General features: G+C 59.7%; 22 protein-coding genes. 11 read left to right on the top strand and 11 right to left on the bottom strand.

Features of this window, described 5'->3' with window-relative positions:
- Positions 1-67 precede the first annotated feature (67 nt).
- The 7 genes from murA to AC07V0_RS06620 all read right to left on the bottom strand — a co-directional run bounded on the left by murA (position 68) and on the right by AC07V0_RS06620 (position 4750).
- Positions 68-1333 (bottom strand): UDP-N-acetylglucosamine 1-carboxyvinyltransferase, encoded by a 1266-nt coding sequence (gene murA / locus AC07V0_RS06650; protein WP_018927195.1) that lies wholly within the window; start codon positions 1331-1333, stop codon positions 68-70.
- A gap of 22 nt (positions 1334-1355) precedes the next feature.
- Complete coding sequence (locus tag AC07V0_RS06645) at positions 1356-1595, bottom strand: BolA family protein (protein WP_018927196.1); 240 nt, start codon at positions 1593-1595, stop codon at positions 1356-1358.
- 114 nt (positions 1596-1709) lie between these two features.
- Positions 1710-2015, bottom strand: coding sequence for an STAS domain-containing protein (locus AC07V0_RS06640; RefSeq protein WP_086944706.1), 306 nt, complete (start codon positions 2013-2015; stop codon positions 1710-1712).
- Positions 2012-2665, bottom strand: coding sequence for an MlaC/ttg2D family ABC transporter substrate-binding protein (locus tag AC07V0_RS06635; RefSeq protein WP_018927198.1), 654 nt, complete (start codon positions 2663-2665; stop codon positions 2012-2014). The genes AC07V0_RS06640 and AC07V0_RS06635 overlap by 4 nt, the downstream gene beginning before the upstream one ends.
- Positions 2666-2676: 11 nt before the next feature.
- On the bottom strand, positions 2677-3144 hold the full coding sequence (gene mlaD / locus AC07V0_RS06630) for an outer membrane lipid asymmetry maintenance protein MlaD (protein WP_007941252.1): 468 nt from the start codon (positions 3142-3144) through the stop codon (positions 2677-2679).
- Positions 3144-3941, bottom strand: a complete 798-nt coding sequence (gene mlaE / locus AC07V0_RS06625; RefSeq protein WP_026286502.1) for a lipid asymmetry maintenance ABC transporter permease subunit MlaE — start codon at positions 3939-3941, stop codon at positions 3144-3146. The genes mlaD and mlaE overlap by 1 nt, the downstream gene beginning before the upstream one ends.
- The gene (locus AC07V0_RS06620) at positions 3941-4750 is read right to left on the bottom strand and encodes an ATP-binding cassette domain-containing protein (RefSeq protein ID WP_018927201.1); all 810 of its coding nucleotides are present in this window, start codon (positions 4748-4750) and stop codon (positions 3941-3943) included. Before AC07V0_RS06620 ends, mlaE begins: the two co-directional genes overlap by 1 nt.
- Before the next feature lie 276 nt (positions 4751-5026).
- On the opposite strand from AC07V0_RS06620, the gene AC07V0_RS06615 reads away from it, so the two are divergent.
- The 10 genes from AC07V0_RS06615 (at position 5027) to AC07V0_RS06570 (ending at position 12048) form a co-directional block, all read left to right on the top strand.
- Positions 5027-6001 (top strand): KpsF/GutQ family sugar-phosphate isomerase, encoded by a 975-nt coding sequence (locus tag AC07V0_RS06615; RefSeq protein ID WP_086944705.1) that lies wholly within the window; start codon positions 5027-5029, stop codon positions 5999-6001.
- The gene (locus AC07V0_RS06610) at positions 6001-6525 is read left to right on the top strand and encodes a KdsC family phosphatase (protein ID WP_064620298.1); all 525 of its coding nucleotides are present in this window, start codon (positions 6001-6003) and stop codon (positions 6523-6525) included. The genes AC07V0_RS06615 and AC07V0_RS06610 overlap by 1 nt, the downstream gene beginning before the upstream one ends.
- Before the next feature lie 7 nt (positions 6526-6532).
- A complete protein-coding gene (gene lptC / locus AC07V0_RS06605; RefSeq protein ID WP_019581167.1) occupies positions 6533-7105 on the top strand; it encodes an LPS export ABC transporter periplasmic protein LptC in 573 nt (190 codons plus the stop codon).
- Entirely contained in the window at positions 7092-7637 is a 546-nt protein-coding gene (gene lptA, locus AC07V0_RS06600) for a lipopolysaccharide transport periplasmic protein LptA (protein ID WP_064620302.1), read from the top strand. Before lptC ends, lptA begins: the two co-directional genes overlap by 14 nt.
- Positions 7637-8362, top strand: a complete 726-nt coding sequence (gene lptB, locus AC07V0_RS06595; protein WP_018927206.1) for an LPS export ABC transporter ATP-binding protein — start codon at positions 7637-7639, stop codon at positions 8360-8362. The genes lptA and lptB overlap by 1 nt, the downstream gene beginning before the upstream one ends.
- 184 nt (positions 8363-8546) lie before the next feature.
- Complete coding sequence (locus AC07V0_RS06590; RefSeq protein ID WP_064620307.1) at positions 8547-10040, top strand: RNA polymerase factor sigma-54; 1494 nt, start codon at positions 8547-8549, stop codon at positions 10038-10040.
- Between the two features lie 74 nt (positions 10041-10114).
- Positions 10115-10423, top strand: a complete 309-nt coding sequence (hpf, locus tag AC07V0_RS06585; RefSeq protein WP_007941242.1) for a ribosome hibernation-promoting factor, HPF/YfiA family — start codon at positions 10115-10117, stop codon at positions 10421-10423.
- Between the two features lie 12 nt (positions 10424-10435).
- Positions 10436-10900 carry a PTS IIA-like nitrogen regulatory protein PtsN gene (gene ptsN / locus AC07V0_RS06580; protein ID WP_018927208.1) on the top strand — a complete coding sequence of 155 codons (465 nt, stop codon included), beginning with the start codon at positions 10436-10438 and terminating at the stop codon, positions 10898-10900.
- 2 nt (positions 10901-10902) lie between these two features.
- Positions 10903-11760: an RNase adapter RapZ gene (gene rapZ, locus AC07V0_RS06575; protein WP_018927209.1), complete on the top strand. Its 858-nt coding sequence runs from the start codon at positions 10903-10905 to the stop codon at positions 11758-11760.
- A gap of 15 nt (positions 11761-11775) precedes the next feature.
- Positions 11776-12048: an HPr family phosphocarrier protein gene (locus AC07V0_RS06570; RefSeq protein WP_018927210.1), complete on the top strand. Its 273-nt coding sequence runs from the start codon at positions 11776-11778 to the stop codon at positions 12046-12048.
- 129 nt (positions 12049-12177) lie between these two features.
- Here AC07V0_RS06570 and pmbA read toward each other — a convergent pair whose 3' ends face one another.
- Positions 12178-13524: a metalloprotease PmbA gene (gene pmbA, locus AC07V0_RS06565; RefSeq protein WP_086944704.1), complete on the bottom strand. Its 1347-nt coding sequence runs from the start codon at positions 13522-13524 to the stop codon at positions 12178-12180.
- Positions 13525-13632: 108 nt separating this feature from the next.
- On the opposite strand from pmbA, the gene yjgA reads away from it, so the two are divergent.
- The gene (gene yjgA, locus AC07V0_RS06560; RefSeq protein WP_007941230.1) at positions 13633-14157 is read left to right on the top strand and encodes a ribosome biogenesis factor YjgA; all 525 of its coding nucleotides are present in this window, start codon (positions 13633-13635) and stop codon (positions 14155-14157) included.
- Positions 14158-14217: 60 nt separating this feature from the next.
- On the opposite strand, the gene tldD is transcribed toward yjgA, so the two are convergent.
- From tldD to AC07V0_RS06545, 3 genes are all read right to left on the bottom strand, one after another.
- On the bottom strand, positions 14218-15660 hold the full coding sequence (tldD, locus tag AC07V0_RS06555) for a metalloprotease TldD (protein ID WP_018927212.1): 1443 nt from the start codon (positions 15658-15660) through the stop codon (positions 14218-14220).
- Positions 15661-15672: 12 nt separating this feature from the next.
- On the bottom strand, positions 15673-16527 hold the full coding sequence (locus AC07V0_RS06550; RefSeq protein ID WP_086944703.1) for a carbon-nitrogen hydrolase family protein: 855 nt from the start codon (positions 16525-16527) through the stop codon (positions 15673-15675).
- 106 nt (positions 16528-16633) lie between these two features.
- Positions 16634-20437 carry a YhdP family protein gene (locus AC07V0_RS06545; RefSeq protein ID WP_086944702.1) on the bottom strand — a complete coding sequence of 1268 codons (3804 nt, stop codon included), beginning with the start codon at positions 20435-20437 and terminating at the stop codon, positions 16634-16636.
- Positions 20438-20453: the final 16 nt, after the last annotated feature.

Here is a 20453-nt window from a genome sequence, read left to right as displayed (position 1 = left end):
ATCGAGCCGGAAACCGGCTCGACTTCAACAAATCAACGGACGCGTCCCTGCGCCCATGCAGCAGAAACTAGCCCGGTACGCGGCGGATCTTGGCGCCGAGCATCTGCAGCTTCTCTTCGATGCACTCATAACCACGGTCGATGTGGTAGATGCGATCGATCAGGGTATCGCCTTCGGCGATCAGCGCCGAGATCACCAGGCTGGCCGAAGCACGCAGGTCGGTGGCCATGACTGGCGCGCCCTTGAGCTTTTCGATGCCGGTGACGATGGCGGTGTTGCCTTCAACCTGAATGTGCGCGCCCATGCGGTGCAGTTCGTAAACGTGCATGAAACGGTTTTCGAAGATCGTCTCGATCACCGCACCAGTGCCTTCGGCAATGGCGTTGAGGGAGATGAATTGCGCTTGCATGTCGGTCGGGAACGCCGGGTATGGAGCGGTCCGCACGTTGACGGCTTTCGGCCGCTTGCCGTGCATGTTCAGCTCGATCCAGTCTTCACCGGTAGTGATTTCGGCACCGGATTCACGAAGTTTTTCCAGAACGGCTTCGAGGATGGTCGGATCGGTGTCCTTGACCTTCACACGCCCGCCGGTGACCGCTGCCGCCACCAGATAGGTGCCGGTCTCGATACGGTCAGGCATCACTTTGTAAGTGGTCGTGTGCAGACGCTCGACGCCATCGATGGTGATGGTGTCGGTGCCGGCGCCGGAAACCTTCGCGCCCATGGCGTTCAAGAAGTTCGCCAGGTCGACGACTTCAGGCTCGCGAGCGGCGTTGGCCAGAACGCTGCGGCCCTTGGCCAGAGCGGCCGCCATCATGATGTTCTCGGTACCGGTCACGCTGACGGTGTCGAAGAAGAAGTGCGCACCGCGCAGGCCGCCTTCAGGGGCCTTGGCCTTGATGTAGCCGCCTTCGACGTCGATGACCGCGCCCATGGCTTCAAGACCACGGATGTGCAGGTCAACCGGACGCGAACCGATGGCGCAACCGCCAGGCAGTGCAACTTCGGCTTCACCGAAACGGGCAACCATCGGGCCCAGCACCAGGATCGAGGCGCGCATGGTTTTAACCAGTTCGTACGGCGCGATCAGGGTCTTGATGGTGCGTGGGTCGATTTCGACGCTGAGCTTCTCGTCGATCACAGGCTCAATGCCCATGCGACCGAACAGCTCGATCATGGTGGTGATGTCGTGCAGGTGCGGCAGGTTGGCCACGGTCACCGGGCCATCGCACAGCAAGGTGGCAGCCAGGATCGGCAAGGCCGAGTTCTTTGCCCCGGAGATGCGGATCTCGCCATCAAGACGAGCGCCACCAGTAATAATCAATTTATCCATAAGAATCTCGACGCCCTTGGGCTCAGGTGCGCTCGGCCCAGGCCGCGCTGCTGAAAAATTTCATAGTGACCGCATGGATGCTGCCATCGACAATCCACGGGTTCAAATGGGCATAGACCTGCTGCTGACGCTTCACCGGGCTCAACGCCGCCAGTTCATCGCTAATCACGTTCAGCTGGAAATTGCAGCCTTCGCCTTCAACTTCCACCTTCGTGTTTGGCAGCTTTCCTTCAAGGAAGCTCTTCACTTCTACGGCCTGCATGCTCAACCTCAATCGGCGCCCTGTGCGCGCGGGTCGGACATCATACAAAAAAGCCCCGCGCCTGCGAACCCCGCGAAGCAGGACTCTGACGGGGGGCTTCTTTATAGATGCGGTTCAGGGGTGCGCCAACAGCTCGGTCAATTCGCTGACCTGAGCGATTTTGCGCATGTCTTCGGGCATCGCGCGAATGCTCAAGGCCTTGCCGGCCACCTGGGCATCGCGCATGAAGCACAGCAGCAGCGACAAGCCGACACTGCTGGACTTCTCCACTGCGGAGCAATCGACCACCAGCGCAGGCGCCTTGCTGGACTTGATCAGTACCTGCCCCTGCTTGCGCAAGTTCGGGCCGGTCCGGTAATCCAGCACACCGCTGAGCAGCAGCTCGCCGGTTTCGCTCATGCGAATGGCCGACTCACTCATTGGGCTTTCTTCTCGACAGCTTTTTCGGTGTTTTCCTTGGCTTTGGCGACTTCCCCGGCCCAACCATTGATGGTCTTGTCCAGGTCGTTGCCATTGCGCTGCATCGCATCAGCGAACTGATCGCGGAATAGCTTGCCGATATTGATGCCGTTGATGATGACGTTACGCAGCTTCCATTCGCCGTTGATCTTTTCGAGTGTGTAAGACACGGGATAGATCGCGCCGCTGCTGCCTTTGACCGTCATGCCAACGCTGGTACGGTCTCCCGATTCATCCTTGGCAGGCTCAACAGTAATGCCCTGGTTGTTGTATTCGAGCAATGCGTTGCCATAAAACTGGAACAGACCTTTTTTGAAGTTTTCTTCAAACGTCTTCATTTGCTCGGGCGTTGCTTTGCGCGAGTATTTGACGGTCATGATGCTTTTGGAAATGCCCTCGGCATCCACCACAGGACCGACGATGGTGTTCAACGCCGTATAAAAGTCTTGTGGATCCTGCTTGTACTTCTCTTTATTGGCCGACAGGTCGGCGAGCATCCGGGTCGTGGTGTCCTGAACCAGATCGTGCGCCGACTGCGCCGCCATGGCGTTAGCCATCAACGGCAAGGCTGCGAGCAATATCAACAGGCCACGTCGCAAGATAGAGATCATTGAAAAGCTCCTCATTTGGCGTCTTTGCTAACGGTATTGAGCAGAAATTTACCGATCAGGTCCTCGAGCACCAGCGACGACTGCGTGTCGTGGATGGTTCCACCATCCTTGAGCAGGGCTTGTTCCCCACCCACACTGATACCGATGTATTTCTCACCCAACAGGCCAGCGGTCAGGATAGATGCAGTGGAGTCAGTCGGCAGGTTATCTACGCGCTTTTCCAGTTGCATGGTCACCCGACCGGTGAAGCTGTCGCGATCCAGATCGATCGCAGTGACCTTGCCAATGGTCACACCGGCCATGGTCACTTTAGCTCTGACAGTCAAACCGGCGATATTATCGAAATATGCATAAAGTTTATAAGTATCGGTGCTCGGGCTCGGGGACAGGCCACTGACCCGCAACGCAAGCAACAGCAAAGCCAGGATGCCAGCCAGCAAGAAAAGGCCGACACCGATTTCCAGGGTGCGGTTTTGCATCAGAAATCTCCAAACATCAAGGCGGTCAGAATAAAGTCCAGGCCGAGTACCGCCAAAGAGGCGTACACCACGGTCTTGGTAGTGGCACGACTGATCCCCTCGGAAGTGGGCTCGCAGTCATAGCCTTGGAATACGGCGATCCAGGTCACGACGAAGGCAAAAACGATGCTTTTGATAATGCCGTTCAGCACATCGTCGACAAACGTCACGCTGTTTTGCATGTTCGACCAGTAGGAGCCTTCATAGACACCCAGCCAGTCGACGGCCACCCACGAACCGCCCCAGATACCCACCACGCTGAAAATCATTGCCAGCACCGGCAGGGAAATGAAGCCGGCCCACAGGCGCGGAGCAATAATGTACTTGAGCGGGTCAACCCCGATCATTTCCAGACTGGACAGTTGCTCGGTGGATTTCATGTTGCCGATTTCGGCGGTCAGCGCCGAACCCGCACGCCCGGCGAACAGCAAGGCCGTGACGACCGGCCCCAGTTCACGCAGCAGTGTCAGCGCAACCATCTGCCCGACAGCCTGCTCCGAGCCATAGCTGGACAGGATATTGAAGCCCTGCAGCGCCAGCACCATACCGATGAACACCCCGGAGACCACGATGATCACCAGGGACATCACGCCAACCGAATGCAGTTGCTTGACCAGCAGGCCAAAACTGCCGCCAATGCCACCGCGACCGAGCAAGGCATGAAACAGGAACAGCGCCGAACGCCCGAATACCGCCAGCACATCGATGCCGGCGTGGCCGAAACGGCGCACTCTTTCTATTAATGAAATCTTGCGCATCAGCGCTTCCCCAGAAGATCTGCGCGGTAATCCGTCGCTGGAAAGTGGTATGCGACCGGGCCGTCGGGTTCACCAGTCATGAACTGGCGAATCCGTGGTTCCTGCGAAGTCATCAATTCCTTGGGTGTGCCCTGCCCCAACACTTGCCCGTCACCCACCACAATGATGTAGTCGGCGATGCTCGCGGTCTCGGCCAGATCGTGGGAGACCACGATGCTGGTGATGCCCAGCGCATCGTTGAGCAGGCGGATCAGGCGCACCAGCACGCCCATGGCGATCGGGTCCTGGCCGACAAAAGGCTCGTCGTACATGAGAATTTGCGGATCGAGGGCAATCGCCCGGGCCAGCGCGACTCGACGCTTCATACCGCCGGACAATTCGTCAGGCATCAGGTCAATGGCGCCACGCAAGCCCACGGCCTGCAATTTGAGCAGGACAATATCGCGAATCATCTCTTCCGGCAGTGTGGTATGAACACGCAGCGGAAAGGCGACGTTCTCGAATACATCGAGATCGGTAAACAACGCGCCGCTCTGAAACAGCACGCCCATGTGCTTGCGCGCATCGAACAAATCGCTGCGCGACAACGTCGGCAGGTTCTGGCCATTGACCCAGACTTCGCCGCTGGTGGGGCGCAATTGGGCCCCCATCAACCGCAACAGCGTGGTCTTGCCACACCCGGAAGGCCCCATGATGCCGGTGACCTTGCCGCGTGGTATGCGGATATCGATGTTATTGAAAATGCTGCGCGCACCGCGCTTGAAGGTCAGTCCCTTCAGCTCGACCGCGTAGGCGTTATCGGCACTCATCTAAACTCCTTGCGATGCAGCCTCTCACTCGGACGCCTGGCTTTCTGACGAAAGCACATACCTTCCCGGGCAGGCCGAACTGGCGGCGAACTATATCACTGCAAATGCCAAGCGCCCAAGGCCCAAGCCGGGCACGTTCAGCAACATGACCACCTGAAATCATCTATTTAGAGGGTCTCGGTAACAAGGAATGACAAACCGCGACGAACTTGCGTGAGGGTTTTGATCATTACCGTTATAATCGCCGCCTTTTCATCAGGCTATACGATTTCTGACATGAGCCAATCCAGCGACCTGATTCAATCTGCACAACGCACCATCCGTCTCGAACTGGAAGCCGTGCAAGGCTTGTTACCCCATATCGACGCGGATTTCGTACGCGCTTGCGAGATGATTCTGGCCAGCAAAGGCCGCGTAGTCGTGGTCGGCATGGGCAAATCGGGGCACATCGGCAACAAGATTGCCGCCACCCTGGCCAGCACCGGCACCACGGCGTTCTTCGTGCATCCAGCCGAAGCCAGCCACGGCGACATGGGTATGATCACGCGTGACGACATCATCCTGGCACTGTCGAACTCCGGTTCCACCAATGAAATCGTTACCCTGCTGCCACTGATCAAGCGCCTGGGCATCAAATTGATCAGCGTCACCGGCAATCCCGATTCGGCACTGGCCAAGGCTGCCGAGGTCAACCTCAACGTTCACGTCGAGCACGAAGCCTGCCCGCTGAACCTGGCGCCAACCTCATCGACCACCGCCGCTCTGGTGATGGGCGATGCCCTGGCGGTGGCGCTACTGGAAGCCCGCGGTTTTACCGCTGAAGATTTCGCCTTTTCCCACCCAGGCGGCGCACTTGGTCGACGCCTGCTGTTGAAAGTGGAAAACGTCATGCACGCCGGGCAAGAGCTGCCGCAGGTTAAGCGCGGCACCCTGCTCAAGGACGCATTGATGGAAATGACCCGCAAGGGCCTGGGCATGACCGTGATTCTGGAAGCCAACGGTAAACTTGCCGGGATCTTCACCGACGGCGATCTGCGTCGCACCCTGGACCGCAGCATCGACATCCACAGCGCCACCATCGAGCAGGTGATGACCGCCCACGGCAAGACCGCACGTGCCGAGATGCTGGCTGCCGAGGCGTTGAAAATCATGGAAGACCACAAGATCAATGCACTGGTCGTTGTCGACAGCGAAGACCGCCCGGTCGGCGCCCTGAACATGCACGATTTGCTGCGCGCTGGAGTAATGTAATGAGCACGGACCTGCTGCAACGCGGCAAACAGATCAAACTGGCGGTATTCGACGTCGACGGAGTGCTGACCGACGGGCGCCTGTACTTCCTCGAAGACGGCAGCGAATTCAAGACTTTCAACACCCTCGACGGCCAAGGCATCAAGATGTTGATGGCAGCCGGCGTGCAGACCGCTATCATCAGCGGACGCAAGACCCCGGTGGTCGAACGACGAGCCAGGAACCTCGGCATTCCACACCTGTACCAGGGTCGCGAAGACAAACTGGTGGTGCTCGACGAGCTCCTTGCCCAACTCAACCTGAACTATGAACAAGTGGCCTACCTCGGCGACGACCTGCCGGACCTGCCGGTGATTCGCCGCGTCGGTCTGGGCATGGCCGTGGCCAACGCCGCCAGCTTCGTGCGCGAACACGCCCACGGCATCACCCAGGCCCGTGGCGGCGAGGGTGCCGCGCGCGAATTCTGCGAATTGATCCTGCGCGCCCAGGGCCGCCTCGATGCGGCCAACGCCGCGTACCTGTGAGCCCATCATGCTGAGCAAAAAGATTCGCAACATCCTGATATTCGGTTGCATCGCGGCGCTATTCGCTGCGGTCGGCTATTGGAACATCAGCCCGGAACGCTTCCTCGACAAGCCAGTGGCGCATGTCGATGAAGCCATGATCGACTATTACGCAACCAACGCCCACAGCGTGCAGTACCTGCCGGACGGCAAACTGCAGTATGAAATGACGTCCGACAAGGTCGAACACCTGAAGGCGACGGAAGTGACGTTGCTGTCCAACCCTGACCTGAACATGTTTCGTGGCACCGAATTCCCTTGGCACGTCCAGAGCGAACGCGGCGAAGTCAACCCGGACGGCACCCAGGTCGAGCTGATCGACTCGGTACGTATCACGCGTTTCGACGAAAAAAACCGTAAAACCCTGATTACCACCACCCGTATGACAGTGTTCCCGCAGCAGCAATATGCGCAGACCGATCAACCCGTTAGAATCGATGGCGCCGGCGGTGTATCGACAGGCAACGGAATGAAAGCGTACTTGAAAGAAAGCAGGATACACCTGCTATCGAACGTAAGAGGACAGTATGAGGCTCGTTAAAACCCTCCCTATTTTGCTCAGTCTGAGCGCAGCACTGGGAAGCGTGAGCGCCTGGGCTCTGCCGACCGATCAAGCGCAGCCTATCCGCATCCAGGCCGACGACGCCCAACTGGACGACAAGAACGGTGTTGCCACCTATAAAGGTGATGTGATCATCACTCAGGGCTCGATGATCGTTAAGGGCAACACCGTGACCATCACCCGCACGCCAACAGGCGAGATCGATGTGGTGACCTCGGTGGGCAACCTCGCCTACTTCGAGCAACTGCAGACCGCTGGCGACACCAAGCCTGTTCAGGGCTGGGGCGTAACCATCCAGTACCACGCAGCGCAAAACCGCGTCGTACTGATCGACAAGGCCAAAGTTGTCGACAAGGACAACAACGTCACCCAGGGCGAAAAAATCGTCTATGACACGATCAAGAAACTCGCCAGCGCCGGTCGCGCCACGGGCAGCAAGGTCACCGAGACACGTCCGCGTATCGACATGGTGATCCAGCCGAAGAAGAAAACCGACGAGAAAACCCAGTAATGGCAACTCTGAAAGCTCAGCATCTGGCCAAGAGCTACAAGAGCCGCCAGGTCGTGCGTGACGTCAGCCTGTCCATCGACAGCGGCCAGATCGTCGGCCTGCTTGGCCCCAACGGCGCCGGCAAAACCACCTGTTTTTACATGATCGTGGGTCTGGTACAGGCCGATCAGGGTCGCGTACTGATCGATGACCTGGACGTCAGCCACCAGCCGATGCACGGTCGCGCGAAGGCCGGTATCGGCTATCTTCCGCAAGAAGCGTCGATCTTCCGCAAGCTGTCGGTGACCGACAATATCATGGCCATCCTCGAGACCCGCAAGGAGCTCGACAAGGCCGGTCGCCGCAAAGAGCTGGAAAGCCTGCTGCAGGAATTTCACATCCACCACATTCGTGACAGCCTTGGCATGAGCCTGTCCGGTGGTGAACGCCGTCGGGTGGAAATCGCCCGGGCACTGGCCACCAACCCGAAATTCATCCTCCTCGACGAACCCTTCGCCGGCGTGGACCCGATCTCGGTGGGCGACATCAAGCAGATCATCCACCACCTCAAGGCCAAAGGCATTGGCGTGCTGATCACTGACCACAACGTCCGTGAAACCCTGGACATCTGCGAAACCGCCTACATCGTCAACGATGGCCAGCTGATCGCTGAAGGCGACTCCGCCACCATCCTGGCCAACGAACTGGTCAAGGAAGTGTATCTGGGCCATGAGTTCCGCCTGTAAGCGCTGAGGTGCCTGGCCAGTCGCCTTGGTGCTCATATCAATAAAAAATCAATAGTTTTTTATTGTTACAGCGCTCTAGGCAAACACTTCAGTTTCAGGCATATAATTTGCTTATGTTTGGCGCTTCGGCGCCCTGTAGTGGATGGCGCATGTGCGCCGGCGAATAAGGTGTTAAGCCCCTGCCATGAAACCATCGCTAGTCTTGAGAATGGGCCAGCAGCTGACGATGACACCGCAGCTGCAACAGGCCATCCGCCTGCTCCAATTGTCGACCCTGGACCTGCAACAGGAAATCCAGGAGGCCCTGGAGTCCAATCCGATGCTCGAACGCCAGGAAGAAGGCGACGACTTCGATAACGCAGACCCCTTGGCCGACAAAGCCGAACAGCAACCCAACACCGACATTCAGGAACCCTCCTACCAGGAAACCGCCCCGACGGTGGATAACCTTGAGGAAGGCGACTGGAACGAGCGCATTCCCAACGAATTGCCTGTCGATACCGCCTGGGAAGACGTCTACCAGACCAGCGCCAGCAGCCTGCCGAGCAACGATGACGACGAGTGGGATTTCACCACCCGTACTTCGGCCGGTGAAAGCCTGCAAAGCCATTTGCTCTGGCAACTGAACCTGGCACCGATGTCCGACACCGATCGCCTGATCGCCGTGACCCTGATCGACTGCATCAACAATCAGGGCTATCTGGACGAAACCCTCGAGGAAATCCTCGAGGCCTTCGATCCGGAACTGGACATCGAACTGGACGAAATCGAAGCCGTCCTGCACCGCATCCAGCAATTCGAGCCCGCCGGTATCGGCGCCCGCAACCTCGGTGAATGCCTGCTGCTGCAACTGCGCCAACTGCCCGCCAAGACCCCTTGGCTGACCGAGGCCAAGCGCCTGGTCACCGATTACATCGACCTGCTCGGCAGCCGCGACTACAGCCAGCTGATGCGCCGTATGAAGCTCAAGGAAGATGAACTGCGCCAGGTGATCGAACTGGTCCAGAGCCTCAACCCGCGCCCGGGGTCGCAAATCGAGTCCACCGAAGCCGAATACGTCGTTCCCGACGTGATCGTGCGCAAGGACAACGAGCGCTGGCTGGTGGAACTGAACCAGGAGTCGGTGCCGCGCCTGCGGGTCAACGCCCAATACGCCGGCTTCGTACGCCGCGCCGATACCAGCGCTGACAACACCTTCATGCGTAATCAGTTGCAGGAGGCTCGCTGGTTCATCAAGAGCCTGCAAAGCCGCAACGAAACCCTGATGAAAGTGGCCACCCAGATCGTCGAGCATCAACGCGGCTTCCTGGAGTACGGCGACGAGGCCATGAAACCGCTGGTGCTGCATGACATCGCCGAAGCGGTGGGCATGCACGAATCGACGATTTCACGGGTGACCACGCAAAAATTCATGCATACCCCACGGGGCATCTATGAACTGAAATACTTTTTTTCCAGCCACGTCAGTACCTCCGAAGGCGGTGAATGCTCGTCTACGGCGATCCGCGCGATCATCAAAAAACTGGTTGCCGCGGAAAATCAGAAAAAGCCGTTGAGTGACAGCAAGATCGCTGGTTTACTGGAGGCACAAGGCATTCAGGTGGCTCGCCGCACCGTCGCCAAGTACCGCGAATCCCTAGGAATCGCGCCTTCGAGCGAACGCAAGCGGTTGATGTAGAGCCACGCCACAGCGTTCCAGTGGTAGATCATCGGATCTACCGCTTTATGCACTGGCAACGAAGGAGAAGCTGTATGCAAGTCAACATCAGTGGACACCAACTGGAAGTGACCGAACCTCTTCGCACCTACATCGGCGAAAAACTCGAACGATTAGAGAGGCATTTCGACAAGATCACCAACGTGCAGGTCACGATGACGGTCGAGAAGCTCAAGCAGAAAATCGAAGCCACGCTGCATATTCCCGGCAATGAGGTGGTCGCTAACGCGGAACATACCGATATGTACGCAGCGATCGACGCACTGACCGACAAGCTGGATAAACAACTCAAAAAGCATAAGGAAAAGACCCAGAGCCTCCTCCAGGGCGCGACCGGTCGTTAACACTCCCAACCCATGATCCGACTTGAAAGCATCCTGACCCCCGGCCGTTCCCTGGTGAACGTGCCGGGCGGCAGTAAAAAGAAAGCCCTCGAGCAAATTGCCAACCTCATCCATCGCGAAGTGCCGGATCTGGCCATGCAGGATGTCTTCGAGAGTCTGGTCGCCCGTGAAAAACTCGGTTCCACCGGCTTTGGCAACGGTATCGCCATCCCCCACTGCCGTCTCAAGGGCTGCGGATCGCCCATCAGTGCCTTGATGCACCTGGATGCACCCATCGATTTCGACGCCATCGACGGCGCTCCGGTTGACCTGCTGTTTGTACTGCTGGTCCCCGAAGCCGCCACCGATGCGCACCTGGAGTTGCTGCGCCAGATCGCCAGCATGCTTGATCGCAAGGAAGTGCGTGAAAAACTGCGCAGCGCCCCGAGCAACGAAGCCTTGTATCAGGTTGTCCTGGACGAGCAAAACGGTCACTAATCATGCGCCTGATCATCGTCAGCGGCCGCTCCGGCTCAGGTAAAAGCACTGCCCTCGATGTTCTCGAGGACAACGGCTACTACTGCATCGACAACCTGCCGGCCGGTCTGTTGCCGGAACTGGCCGAACGCGCACTGATTCACACCGAACTGGCACAACCTCTGGTGGCCGTGTCCATCGATGCACGCAACTTGCCGAGCCACCTGTCACGGTTTCCCGAATTGCTGGAAGAAGTCCGCAGCCGGCATATCCAGTGCGATGTGCTGTATCTGGACGCCGATGAAGAGACCCTGCTCAAACGATTTTCGGAAACCCGCCGCCGTCACCCGCTGAGCAGTGCCAATCGCTCGCTGGCGGAGGCGATAGAGGACGAAACCAATCTGCTGGGGCCGATCGCCGACCTGGCCGACCTCAAGGTCAACACCACCAATCTGAACCTGTATCAGCTGCGCGATACCATCAAGCTGCGCCTGCTGAATCAGCCGGAGCCCGGTACTGCGTTTCTGGTGGAGTCTTTCGGGTTCAAGCGTGGCATGCCGGTGGACGCCGATCTGGTGTTCGACGTGCGCTGCCTGCCTAACCCTTACTGGAAACCGGAGCTGCGGGCACAGTCCGGGCTCGATCAACCGGTGGCCGACTACCTGGCGGCGCAGCCGGATGTCGAGGAAATGTTCCAGGACATTTCCTCCTACCTGCTCAAGTGGCTGCCCCGCTTTGCCGCCAGCAACCGCGCCTATGTCACCATTGCCATTGGCTGCACCGGCGGGCATCACCGCTCTGTCTACCTGACCGAACGTCTGGGCCAGGTCCTGCAACAATCCCTGAAGAACGTCCAGGTTCGCCACCGCGACCTCAGCTAAAGGATTCACATCGCGATGCCTGCTCTGGAAATCGAAATCATCAACAAGCTGGGCCTGCATGCCCGCGCGTCTGCAAAATTCGTTGGCGTCGCCGGGCAGTTCCCTTGCCAGATCAGAGCTGGCCGTACACCGGAAACGATGGTCGATGGCAAAAGCATCATGGCCATGATGATGCTCGCGGCCGGCAAGGGCACCAAAATCCACCTGAAAACCGAAGGTGAACAAGAGCAGGAAGCTATGGATGCACTGGTGGCGCTGATCAACAACTTCTTCGACGAAGGCGAATAAAGATCAATGGATTTCGGCTTTCGGTTGCGCCCACAGATGCGTAGGCGCTGACGAAGCTGCGATATTTTGATCCAAAAAAAAAGCGCCACCCAATCGGGTGGCGCATTTTTTTTGTGCAGCAACCGCAGCTTAACTACCTGCCACCGTCATCCGCTCGATCAACACCGAACCTGTGCGAATGTTGCTGCGCAATTCCAGGTCATTACCGACCGCAATGATCTGCTTGAACATGTCGCGCATGTTGCCGGCAATAGTCACTTCCTGGACCGCGAACTGGATTTCGCCGTTCTCGACCCAGAAACCCGCTGCGCCACGGGAGTAATCGCCAGTGACCATGTTCAGGCCCTGCCCCATCAATTCAGTGACCAGCAGGCCACGACCCATGCGGCGCAACAGGGCCGCCTGATCTTCATCGCCATGGGTGACGAACAGGTTGTGCACGCCGCCGGCATTCGCGGTGCTCGGCATGCCCAGCTTACGGCCGGAATAGGTGCCAAGCACGTAGGACACCAGCTCGCCGTTTTCCACGAACGGCTTGGCGTAGGTCGCCAGGCCATCGCCGTCGAAGGCAGAGCTGCCCAAAGCGCGCATCAAGTGCGGACGTTCATCGATGGTCAGCCATTGCGGGAACAGTTTCTGCCCCAGCGTGCCTTCGAGGAACGAAGACTTGCGATACAGACTGCCGCCGGAAATCGCCGAGAGGAAACTGCCGAACAAACCGCCGGCCAGTTCCGCAGAAAACAGCACCGGCACTTCGCAGGTCGGTACCGGGCGTGCGCCCAAGCGGCTCGCCGCCCGTTGCGCGGCACGCTGGCCGATGCTCTCCGGGCTGGTCAACAAATTGCCCTGCCGGTTCACGTCGTACCAGTAATCACGCTGCATCTGGCCATCGGCTTCGGCGATCATCACGCAGCTGAGGCTGTGACGGGTCGAGGCGTAACCGCCGATAAAACCGTGGCTGTTGCCGTACACACGGCAACCCTGATGAGTGCTGAGGGTGGTGCCGTCGGCGTTCTTGATCCGACTGTCGGCGGCAAACGCCGCCGCTTCACAGGCCAGGGCCTGCTCGATGGCTCGCTCCGGTGTGATACTCCATTGGTGGAACAGGTCGAAATCCTGCAGCTCCTTGGCCATCAGCGCGGCATCCGCCAAGCCTGCGGCTTCGTCTTCGGACGTGTGCTTGGCAATCGCCAGCGCAGCAGCGACGGTTTCGCGAATCGCTTCCGAACCGCTGGCCGAGGTGCTGGCCGAGCCTTTGCGCTGCCCTACATACAAGGTGATGCCAAAGCCCTGGTCGCGGTTGAACTCAACGGTTTCGACTTCCCGCTGACGCACCGTGGTCGACAGGCCCTGCTCCAGCGACACCGCCACTTCACAGGCACTGGCGCCTTGGCGCTTGGCTTCAGCAATGATCTGCTCAACTTGCTCTTGCAGTGCCGGCAACGCTTGTGGGCCGACGCTTTCAACTGCACTCATGCTGTTCTCCACTCAAATTCTGCTTTCGGTAACGGTCATCGAGCGACCGGGCCGGACAAGCGGCCCCCGACTGGTTATCATGGCGGCGTTTCTTTGCGGACGGCCACCATGGTTGATTCTTACGACGACTCCCTCGATACGGGAGAAAAAAGCAAATCCCAGGTCAAACGCGAGCTGCATGCTCTGGTTGACCTCGGCGAGCGCCTTACAACACTCAAGCCTGACCTGCTGGCAAAACTGCCGTTGACCGACGCTTTGCGCCGGGCTCTGGCCGATGCGCCCAAGCACACCGCGAACATCGCGCGTAAACGGCACCTTCAGTTTATCGGCAAGCTTATGCGCGATCAGGACACTGGCGCCATTCTCACCCTGCTCGATCAACTCGATGCCTCCACCCGGCAGTACAACGAACGTTTCCACGGCCTGGAACGCTGGCGCGATCGCTTGATCGCAGGCGACGACGCCGTCCTGGAGAAGTTCGTCGTCGATTACCCGGAGGCCGATCGTCAACAATTGCGCTCCCTGATCCGTCAGGCCCAGCACGAACTGGCGACCAACAAGCCACCGGCTTCGAGCCGTAAAATCTTCAAGTACATCCGTGAGCTGGACGAGACTCAACGCGGTTTGCGTTAAGTCCCGAATCGGGTGAGTTGCCTCGCAACTCACCCGAAGCTTCACGCTTTCAAGAGCCCCTTACGATCCTGTGCCACCCACGGTGATCGCATCGATTTTCAGCGTTGGCTGGCCGACACCCACCGGCACCGACTGCCCATCCTTGCCACACGTTCCCACACCGCTGTCCAGCGCCAGATCATTACCAACCATCGACACCCGGCTCATGGCTTCCGGCCCGTTGCCGATCAACGTCGCGCCTTTGACCGGGGCGGTAATCTTGCCGTCTTCGATCAGGTACGCCTCGCTGGTGGAGAACACAAACTTGCCACTGGTGATGTCCACCTGACCGCCGCCGAGATTGGCGCAGTAGATGCCTTTTTTCACCGAGGCGATGATTTCCGCCGGGTCGCTTTCGCCACCGAGCATGTAAGTGTTGGTCATGCGCGGCATCGGCAGGTGCGCGTAGGATTCGCGACGACCGTTGCCGGTGCGGGCCACGCCCATCAGGCGCGCGTTGAGCTTGTCCTGCATATAACCCTTGAGCACGCCGTTTTCGATCAGCGTGGTGCACTCGGTCGGCGTGCCTTCGTCGTCGACGCTCAGCGAACCTCGGCGGCCGGCGAGGGTGCCGTCATCGACGATGGTACAAAGCTTCGATGCAACCATCTCGCCCATGCGCCCGCTGTAGGCCGAACTGCCCTTGCGGTTGAAATCGCCTTCCAGACCGTGACCGACGGCTTCGTGCAGCAACACGCCGGACCAACCCGAACCCAACACCACCGGCAACGTACCGGCCGGCGCCGGGATGGCTTCCAGATTCACCAGTGCCTGACGCAACGCTTCACGGGCATAACCCATGGCGCGGTCTTCGCTGAGGAAATAGCGGTAGTCGGTACGACCGCCACCGCCATGGCCGCCGCGCTCACGACGACCGTTCTGCTCAACGATCACGCTGACGTTGAAACGCACCAGCGGCCGCACATCCGCCGCCAGGCCACCATCGGTGGAGGCGATCAGAATCCGCTCCCAGACCCCGGCCATGCTCACGGTGACTTGCTGAATACGCGGGTCGAGGGCGCGGGTCGCCACGTCGATGCGCTTGAGCAGCTCGACTTTCTCGGCGCGGGTCATTACTTCCAGCGGGTTGTCCGGCCCGTACAACTGAGCGACATCCTGGGTAGTGAACGCCTGCACGGTGCCATTCTGCCCGGCCCGGGAGATCGAACGGGCCGCACGGGCCGCCGCGCCCAGCGCTTCGAGGGTGATCGCATTGCTGTAGGCGAAACCGGTTTTTTCACCCGATTGCGCACGCACGCCGACACCCTGGTCGAGGTTGAAGCTGCCTTCCTTGACGATCCCGTCTTCCAGCGCCCAGGACTCGGAAATCTGCCCCTGGAAATACAGGTCGGCGGCATCGATCCCCGGGCCGGCCAGATCGCCGAGCACACCTTGCAGGCTCTCGATCGTTACGCCGCCGGGCGCCAGGAGGTGTTCACTGACAGAGGACAACAACTCGCTCATATGCTTTACGCCTTAAATTCGTCGTTCTGATGCAGGTCGCTGAGCGCCCTGCGAGAAAAAGCGCCGGTGAGTGGACACCGGCATCCGCGCCCTGATGGCCGCCTGTTCGCTGCTGTCGCGTTCGGCCAGCAGCACGGCCTCGCCCTGATCCTGTTGTGCCAGCACGCGCCCCCATGGATCGATTATCGCGGCATGACCAAAGGTTTCTCGCGGTCCCGGATGAGTGCCACCCTGGGCGGCCGCGAGCACGTAACATTGAGTCTCGATGGCCCGCGCGCGAATCAGCACGTCCCAATGGGCCGCGCCGGTCACCGCGGTAAAGGCCGACGGGGCGGTAATCAATTCCGCGCCGGCAGCACGCAATTCGCTGTACAGCTCCGGGAAGCGCAAGTCGTAACACACCGTCAGGCCGACTCGACCGACCGGCGTATCGGCAACCACCACGCCACTGCCATAAGCATAGTCATCGGATTCGCGATAACGCCCGCGATTGTCCGCCACGTCCACGTCGAACAGGTGCAGCTTGTCGTACCGCGCCACGGTCTCGCCCTGGTCATCCACCAGTAACGAGCATGCATGCGCTTTGGCCATCGGTTCATCCGCCGGCGGCAACGGCAACGTGCCGGCCACTATCCATAACTTGAGGTCGCGGGCGGTCTGTTTCAACCACGGCAGGATCGGGCCTTCGCCCAGCGCTTCGGCGCGGCCAATGTCGGCAATGTCGCGACGGCCCATGGCAGCGAAGTTTTCCGGCAGCACGGCAAGCCGCGCGCCACCGGACGCCGCCTGCTCAAGCAGACGACGGGCCTGGGACAGGTTGGCCAGCACGTCGCTCTGGCTGACCATTTGAATGACTGCTACAGACATGGCCATTTCCTTATCTGGAATCAACACATACCTGTAGGAGCCGCCTGCGGCAGCTCCTGCAGGGGACTTACGGCCATGCTACTCCATAGGCTTGGAAAGTGGCTTTTCAAAAAGGCTTGTCGAAGGTGATTTTCGGCTCTTTCCACGGACCTTTGACCGTGTATCTGACGCTGGCAAAGCGCGCCACGCGATCACCGATCAGCTTATCGATCAGGAACAGCGCCCCACCGACGGCTGGCGCACCGACGATCAGCGCGGCAATCGGCAGATTGTTGGTCACCGGCAAGGTCACCAGCAACTTGGCATCGACCTGATCAGCCACCAGGTCCAGGGTGCCGTTGAGTTCCAGGTTGCTCGACGGGCCGGTCAGCCGGATCGGCTCACGGGTCACGTAGACCCCGTTGCTCGCGACCAACAGCCCTTTGACCCGGTCATAGCTCAAGCCTTTGCCGAACAGGTCGGAAAAGTCCAGGCGCAAGCGGCGGCCAATGGAGTTGAAGTTGAGCAGGCCAAATACCCGTAGAGCCTGGGCGCTGCCCTCGACTTCAACAAACTGACCTTTATTGAGCGACGCATCGAGGCTGCCGGAGAAGCGCTTGGTGGCCAGCCACGCCGGTGAGCCAGGCCAGCGACCGTCGACATCCATGTGAAACTCTTCACTGGTGACGCTCGGCGCAAAGCCCCAGCCCTTGAGCACATCGGCAAGGTTCTTGCCACTGACCCGGCCCTTGTACCAACTGCTGGAATTGCCGGGCGCGCCTTCCCAACCGCCGCTGCCCTGCAGGAAGATGCCCTTGAGTCCCATATCCAGGGAGTTGAGGGCGATGCCCTTGCCGGTCGGGCGAACTTTCAATAGCCAGGCGCCCACCAGGTCCTGGCCCTGGAACAGTTGATTGATGGTGATATCCAGCGCCGGGATTTTCGTCGGGTCCACGGTGGCCAGCGGATCCGGCGAATTCTCGTCGGCCAGCACCGTCGGGTCTGGGGCCGGCAAACGTACGTACTGCAGATTGACCGCAATCGGTGTGGCTTTGGCATCGGGAATACCGACGGTACCCTTGGCCTGCTGACTGTCGAGTTGCAGCGCCCAGGCGGCCGGCTTGCGCGTCAACTGCACCGACGCCTCATCAAGGGTGGTGCCGAAACCGCTGAGCTTGCCAACCTTGAAATCCGCGCCGCTGAGCAATTGCTTGGCGCTGCCGCCTGGATCCTGGCCAGCATACTTGCTGACAAGATCCTGCCAGGGAGACACATCCAGCTCGGACAGTACACCGCGTATGCGCAGGCCTTTGTTGCCGGGCAGCACAGCATCACCACCGCCGAGAAACAACTCACCGCGACCGTCGACGAAGTTGCCAGTCGGGGCCGCAAACGTGAAGTTCGCCAGCTCACCGTAGTTGACCCAGTAACGCCGCTCCGGTCCTTGCAGGGTCATGCGGAACACGGTGTCGCGGCCGACATCCGCCGCCACGCCGAACGGCGCCGGCAAATCCACCGCCACGCCTTTTAGATCGGAGCTGACTATCAATTGGCTGTCGGCGCCATCAAGGTTCAGTTGCAGCTGATAAGGGACCACACCAGACACCGGTAGCGGCTGAGTGACGTTCAGCCACTCGGTGAGTTTCTTGACCTCGACCTGACCCGCTGCGGTGACCCGAGTGTTGAGCTTGCCCGCACTGCCATCGGCAAAAATCTGCGCGGTCACGGGCTTGTCGAACGCTCGCGCGGTGATCTTCTGTCCGCTCAACCCCTTGGCGCTGTCGAAGCGGAAGTCGCCCTTGAGTTGTGTCAGTTCCAGGATGGGCTCGCGAAGTTTCAAGCGGGCCTTGTCGGTCTTGAAGTCGACGAGGATTTTCGGTTGCTCACCTTTGACCAGCGGTACATCCAGGTTGAGTTTGCCTTGCAGATCGCCCTCGCCCTCCCAGCCGGCGAACGTATCGGCCGTGCCGATCGGTGCTTCCTGCAGAATCTTCAGGCCATCGCCCAACCCGCCGGCGAACGTGCCATCGAGGAACAGGTGAGGATTCTGTCCGGCAGGCACATGGGGAATATTGACGTAGACGTCGTTGACCTGGGTGTCGAGCAATCGCCCCTTGTTCGCGAGAATCCGCACACCGCTGTCTTCAATGAATACATCGCCGCTGACTTTGCTGACATGCGGCCAACCCGGCTGAAACGCCAGCTCGGCATCATGAACCTTGAAAAACAGGCTGATGCTGCGAGCCGTTTCCGGGGCGCCATGGTTCAGCGATCCCTGGTACTGGAAGAAACCTTCATCCACCGCACCTTTGAGAATCGCCGTACGCAGCCACTCGTCCAGCGCCGGGCTCAACACGGCCGGCAGGTACTTGGCGGTGTAGCGACCGTCGCCGTCGATCAGGCCGACCCGCAGGTCCATGTAGTCTTCCTGGGTGTGATCGAAATGCAGGCGAATCAGGAAGTCGCCGGCAATCTTGCCCTCTTCGCCCAGCACCTTCAGGTACGGCGCGATCAGGGTGAAACCTTCTTTATCGAGCTTCCAGTTCAACCGCGCATTGGCCTGAATGTACTGCCATGGCTTGGCGAAAATCGGGTCCAGGTGCAGGGAGAAATCCTTGCTGTCCATGCGCAACTCACCCTGCCCGAGATCGCCGCTGATGCTGCCACTGACGTTTCGCGCCGCCGGTGCGCCGTGATAGGCGTCGAAGCCGACCCGCTCCAGATTGGCGGCAAAGCTGAACTTGCTGTCATCGGTAGCCGCGGGGCGCAAGTCGATCAGCACGTTGCGCAATACCCCGGTGACCTTGAGCCGCTCGACGGCCGTAGCGACACCTTCCGGAAGCGGCCCCAAAGCGTTCAGTAACGGGGTGAGCGGCGTCAGGTCGATGCGGTCGGCTTGCAGATGCAAAAGCTCTGGCGTCTCGTCGGTCGCCGCGGTTTGTTGAAATTGCAGTTTCGATTCCCAGCGAGTTTCACCCAGGCTCATCGCCAGGGAATCCAGGGTCACCAGCACACCCGTGGAGCTGCGCTGGAAATAGCCGTTAAGCGCCAGATTGTTGATCTGGATTGGCTTGCGCTCGGCGTAGGCGCCCTTGAGTTGCGGTGCGTTCAAACGGATCGCGGCGCTTTGCAGGGCGCCCTCGCTCCAGTTCACCCAGAGCTCGCCACCGGCCTTGATCTCGGAGAAATTCCATTGTTGGGTCAGGCGCTCGGGCAACCATTTCGACCAATCGCTTTGCGGCAGGCTCAAATAAGCCTCAACCTCGCCGTCCTGCCACTGGCTGGCGCGGATACGGGTACGCAGGCTCATCGCAACCGGCTGGCCATCGGGCAGGGTCAAACGGGCGTCGAGGCGCTGACGCGACACACCGGTTCTCAGATTGAGGCCAACGTAGGTCAGGGTCAGCGGCGGCTGATCCAGTGGCTGCAAGGTCACCTGACTGTCGAGCACCGACAATTGCTGGACCATCTGCATACGATTGAACAACTGCTCCGGGTCCAGCGGCTGATCCTGCCGCACCGGCAACCCTTCCAGCGCCCAATGACCGTCCTCGCCTTCCTTGAGGCTGATCTTCAAGCCGTTGAGCTCCAGATGTGCGATGCGTATTTCGCGCGCCAGCAGGCTGGCCCACAGATCCGGCACCGCGCGCACCTGGTCCAGGCGCAAGGCATTGGAGCCTTCGCCAACCATCACGTCATGAGCCAGCAGAACCGGGGCGAGGCCACTCCAGTTGCCCTCCAGTTCGCCGATGTGCAGCGGCATGCCCACGGCGGTGCTGGCTTTGGTTTCGACATCGGCACGGTATTCGGCCACCAGCGGTGTCAGCTCCCGGCCGAGGCTGACAAACAGCGCCATCAACACCAAAACCAACGCACACAGGCCCAGACCCCAGCGGGTCAGTGCGGCCAAAATGCGTGTCAGACGGTCCATGTCAGTTGGCTCCCAT

Source organism: Pseudomonas sp. GW821-FHT01E10 (genome assembly GCF_059422365.1).
The sequence above is the reverse complement of the archived record's forward strand: the minus strand, read 5'-3'. Positions and strand labels throughout refer to the sequence as shown.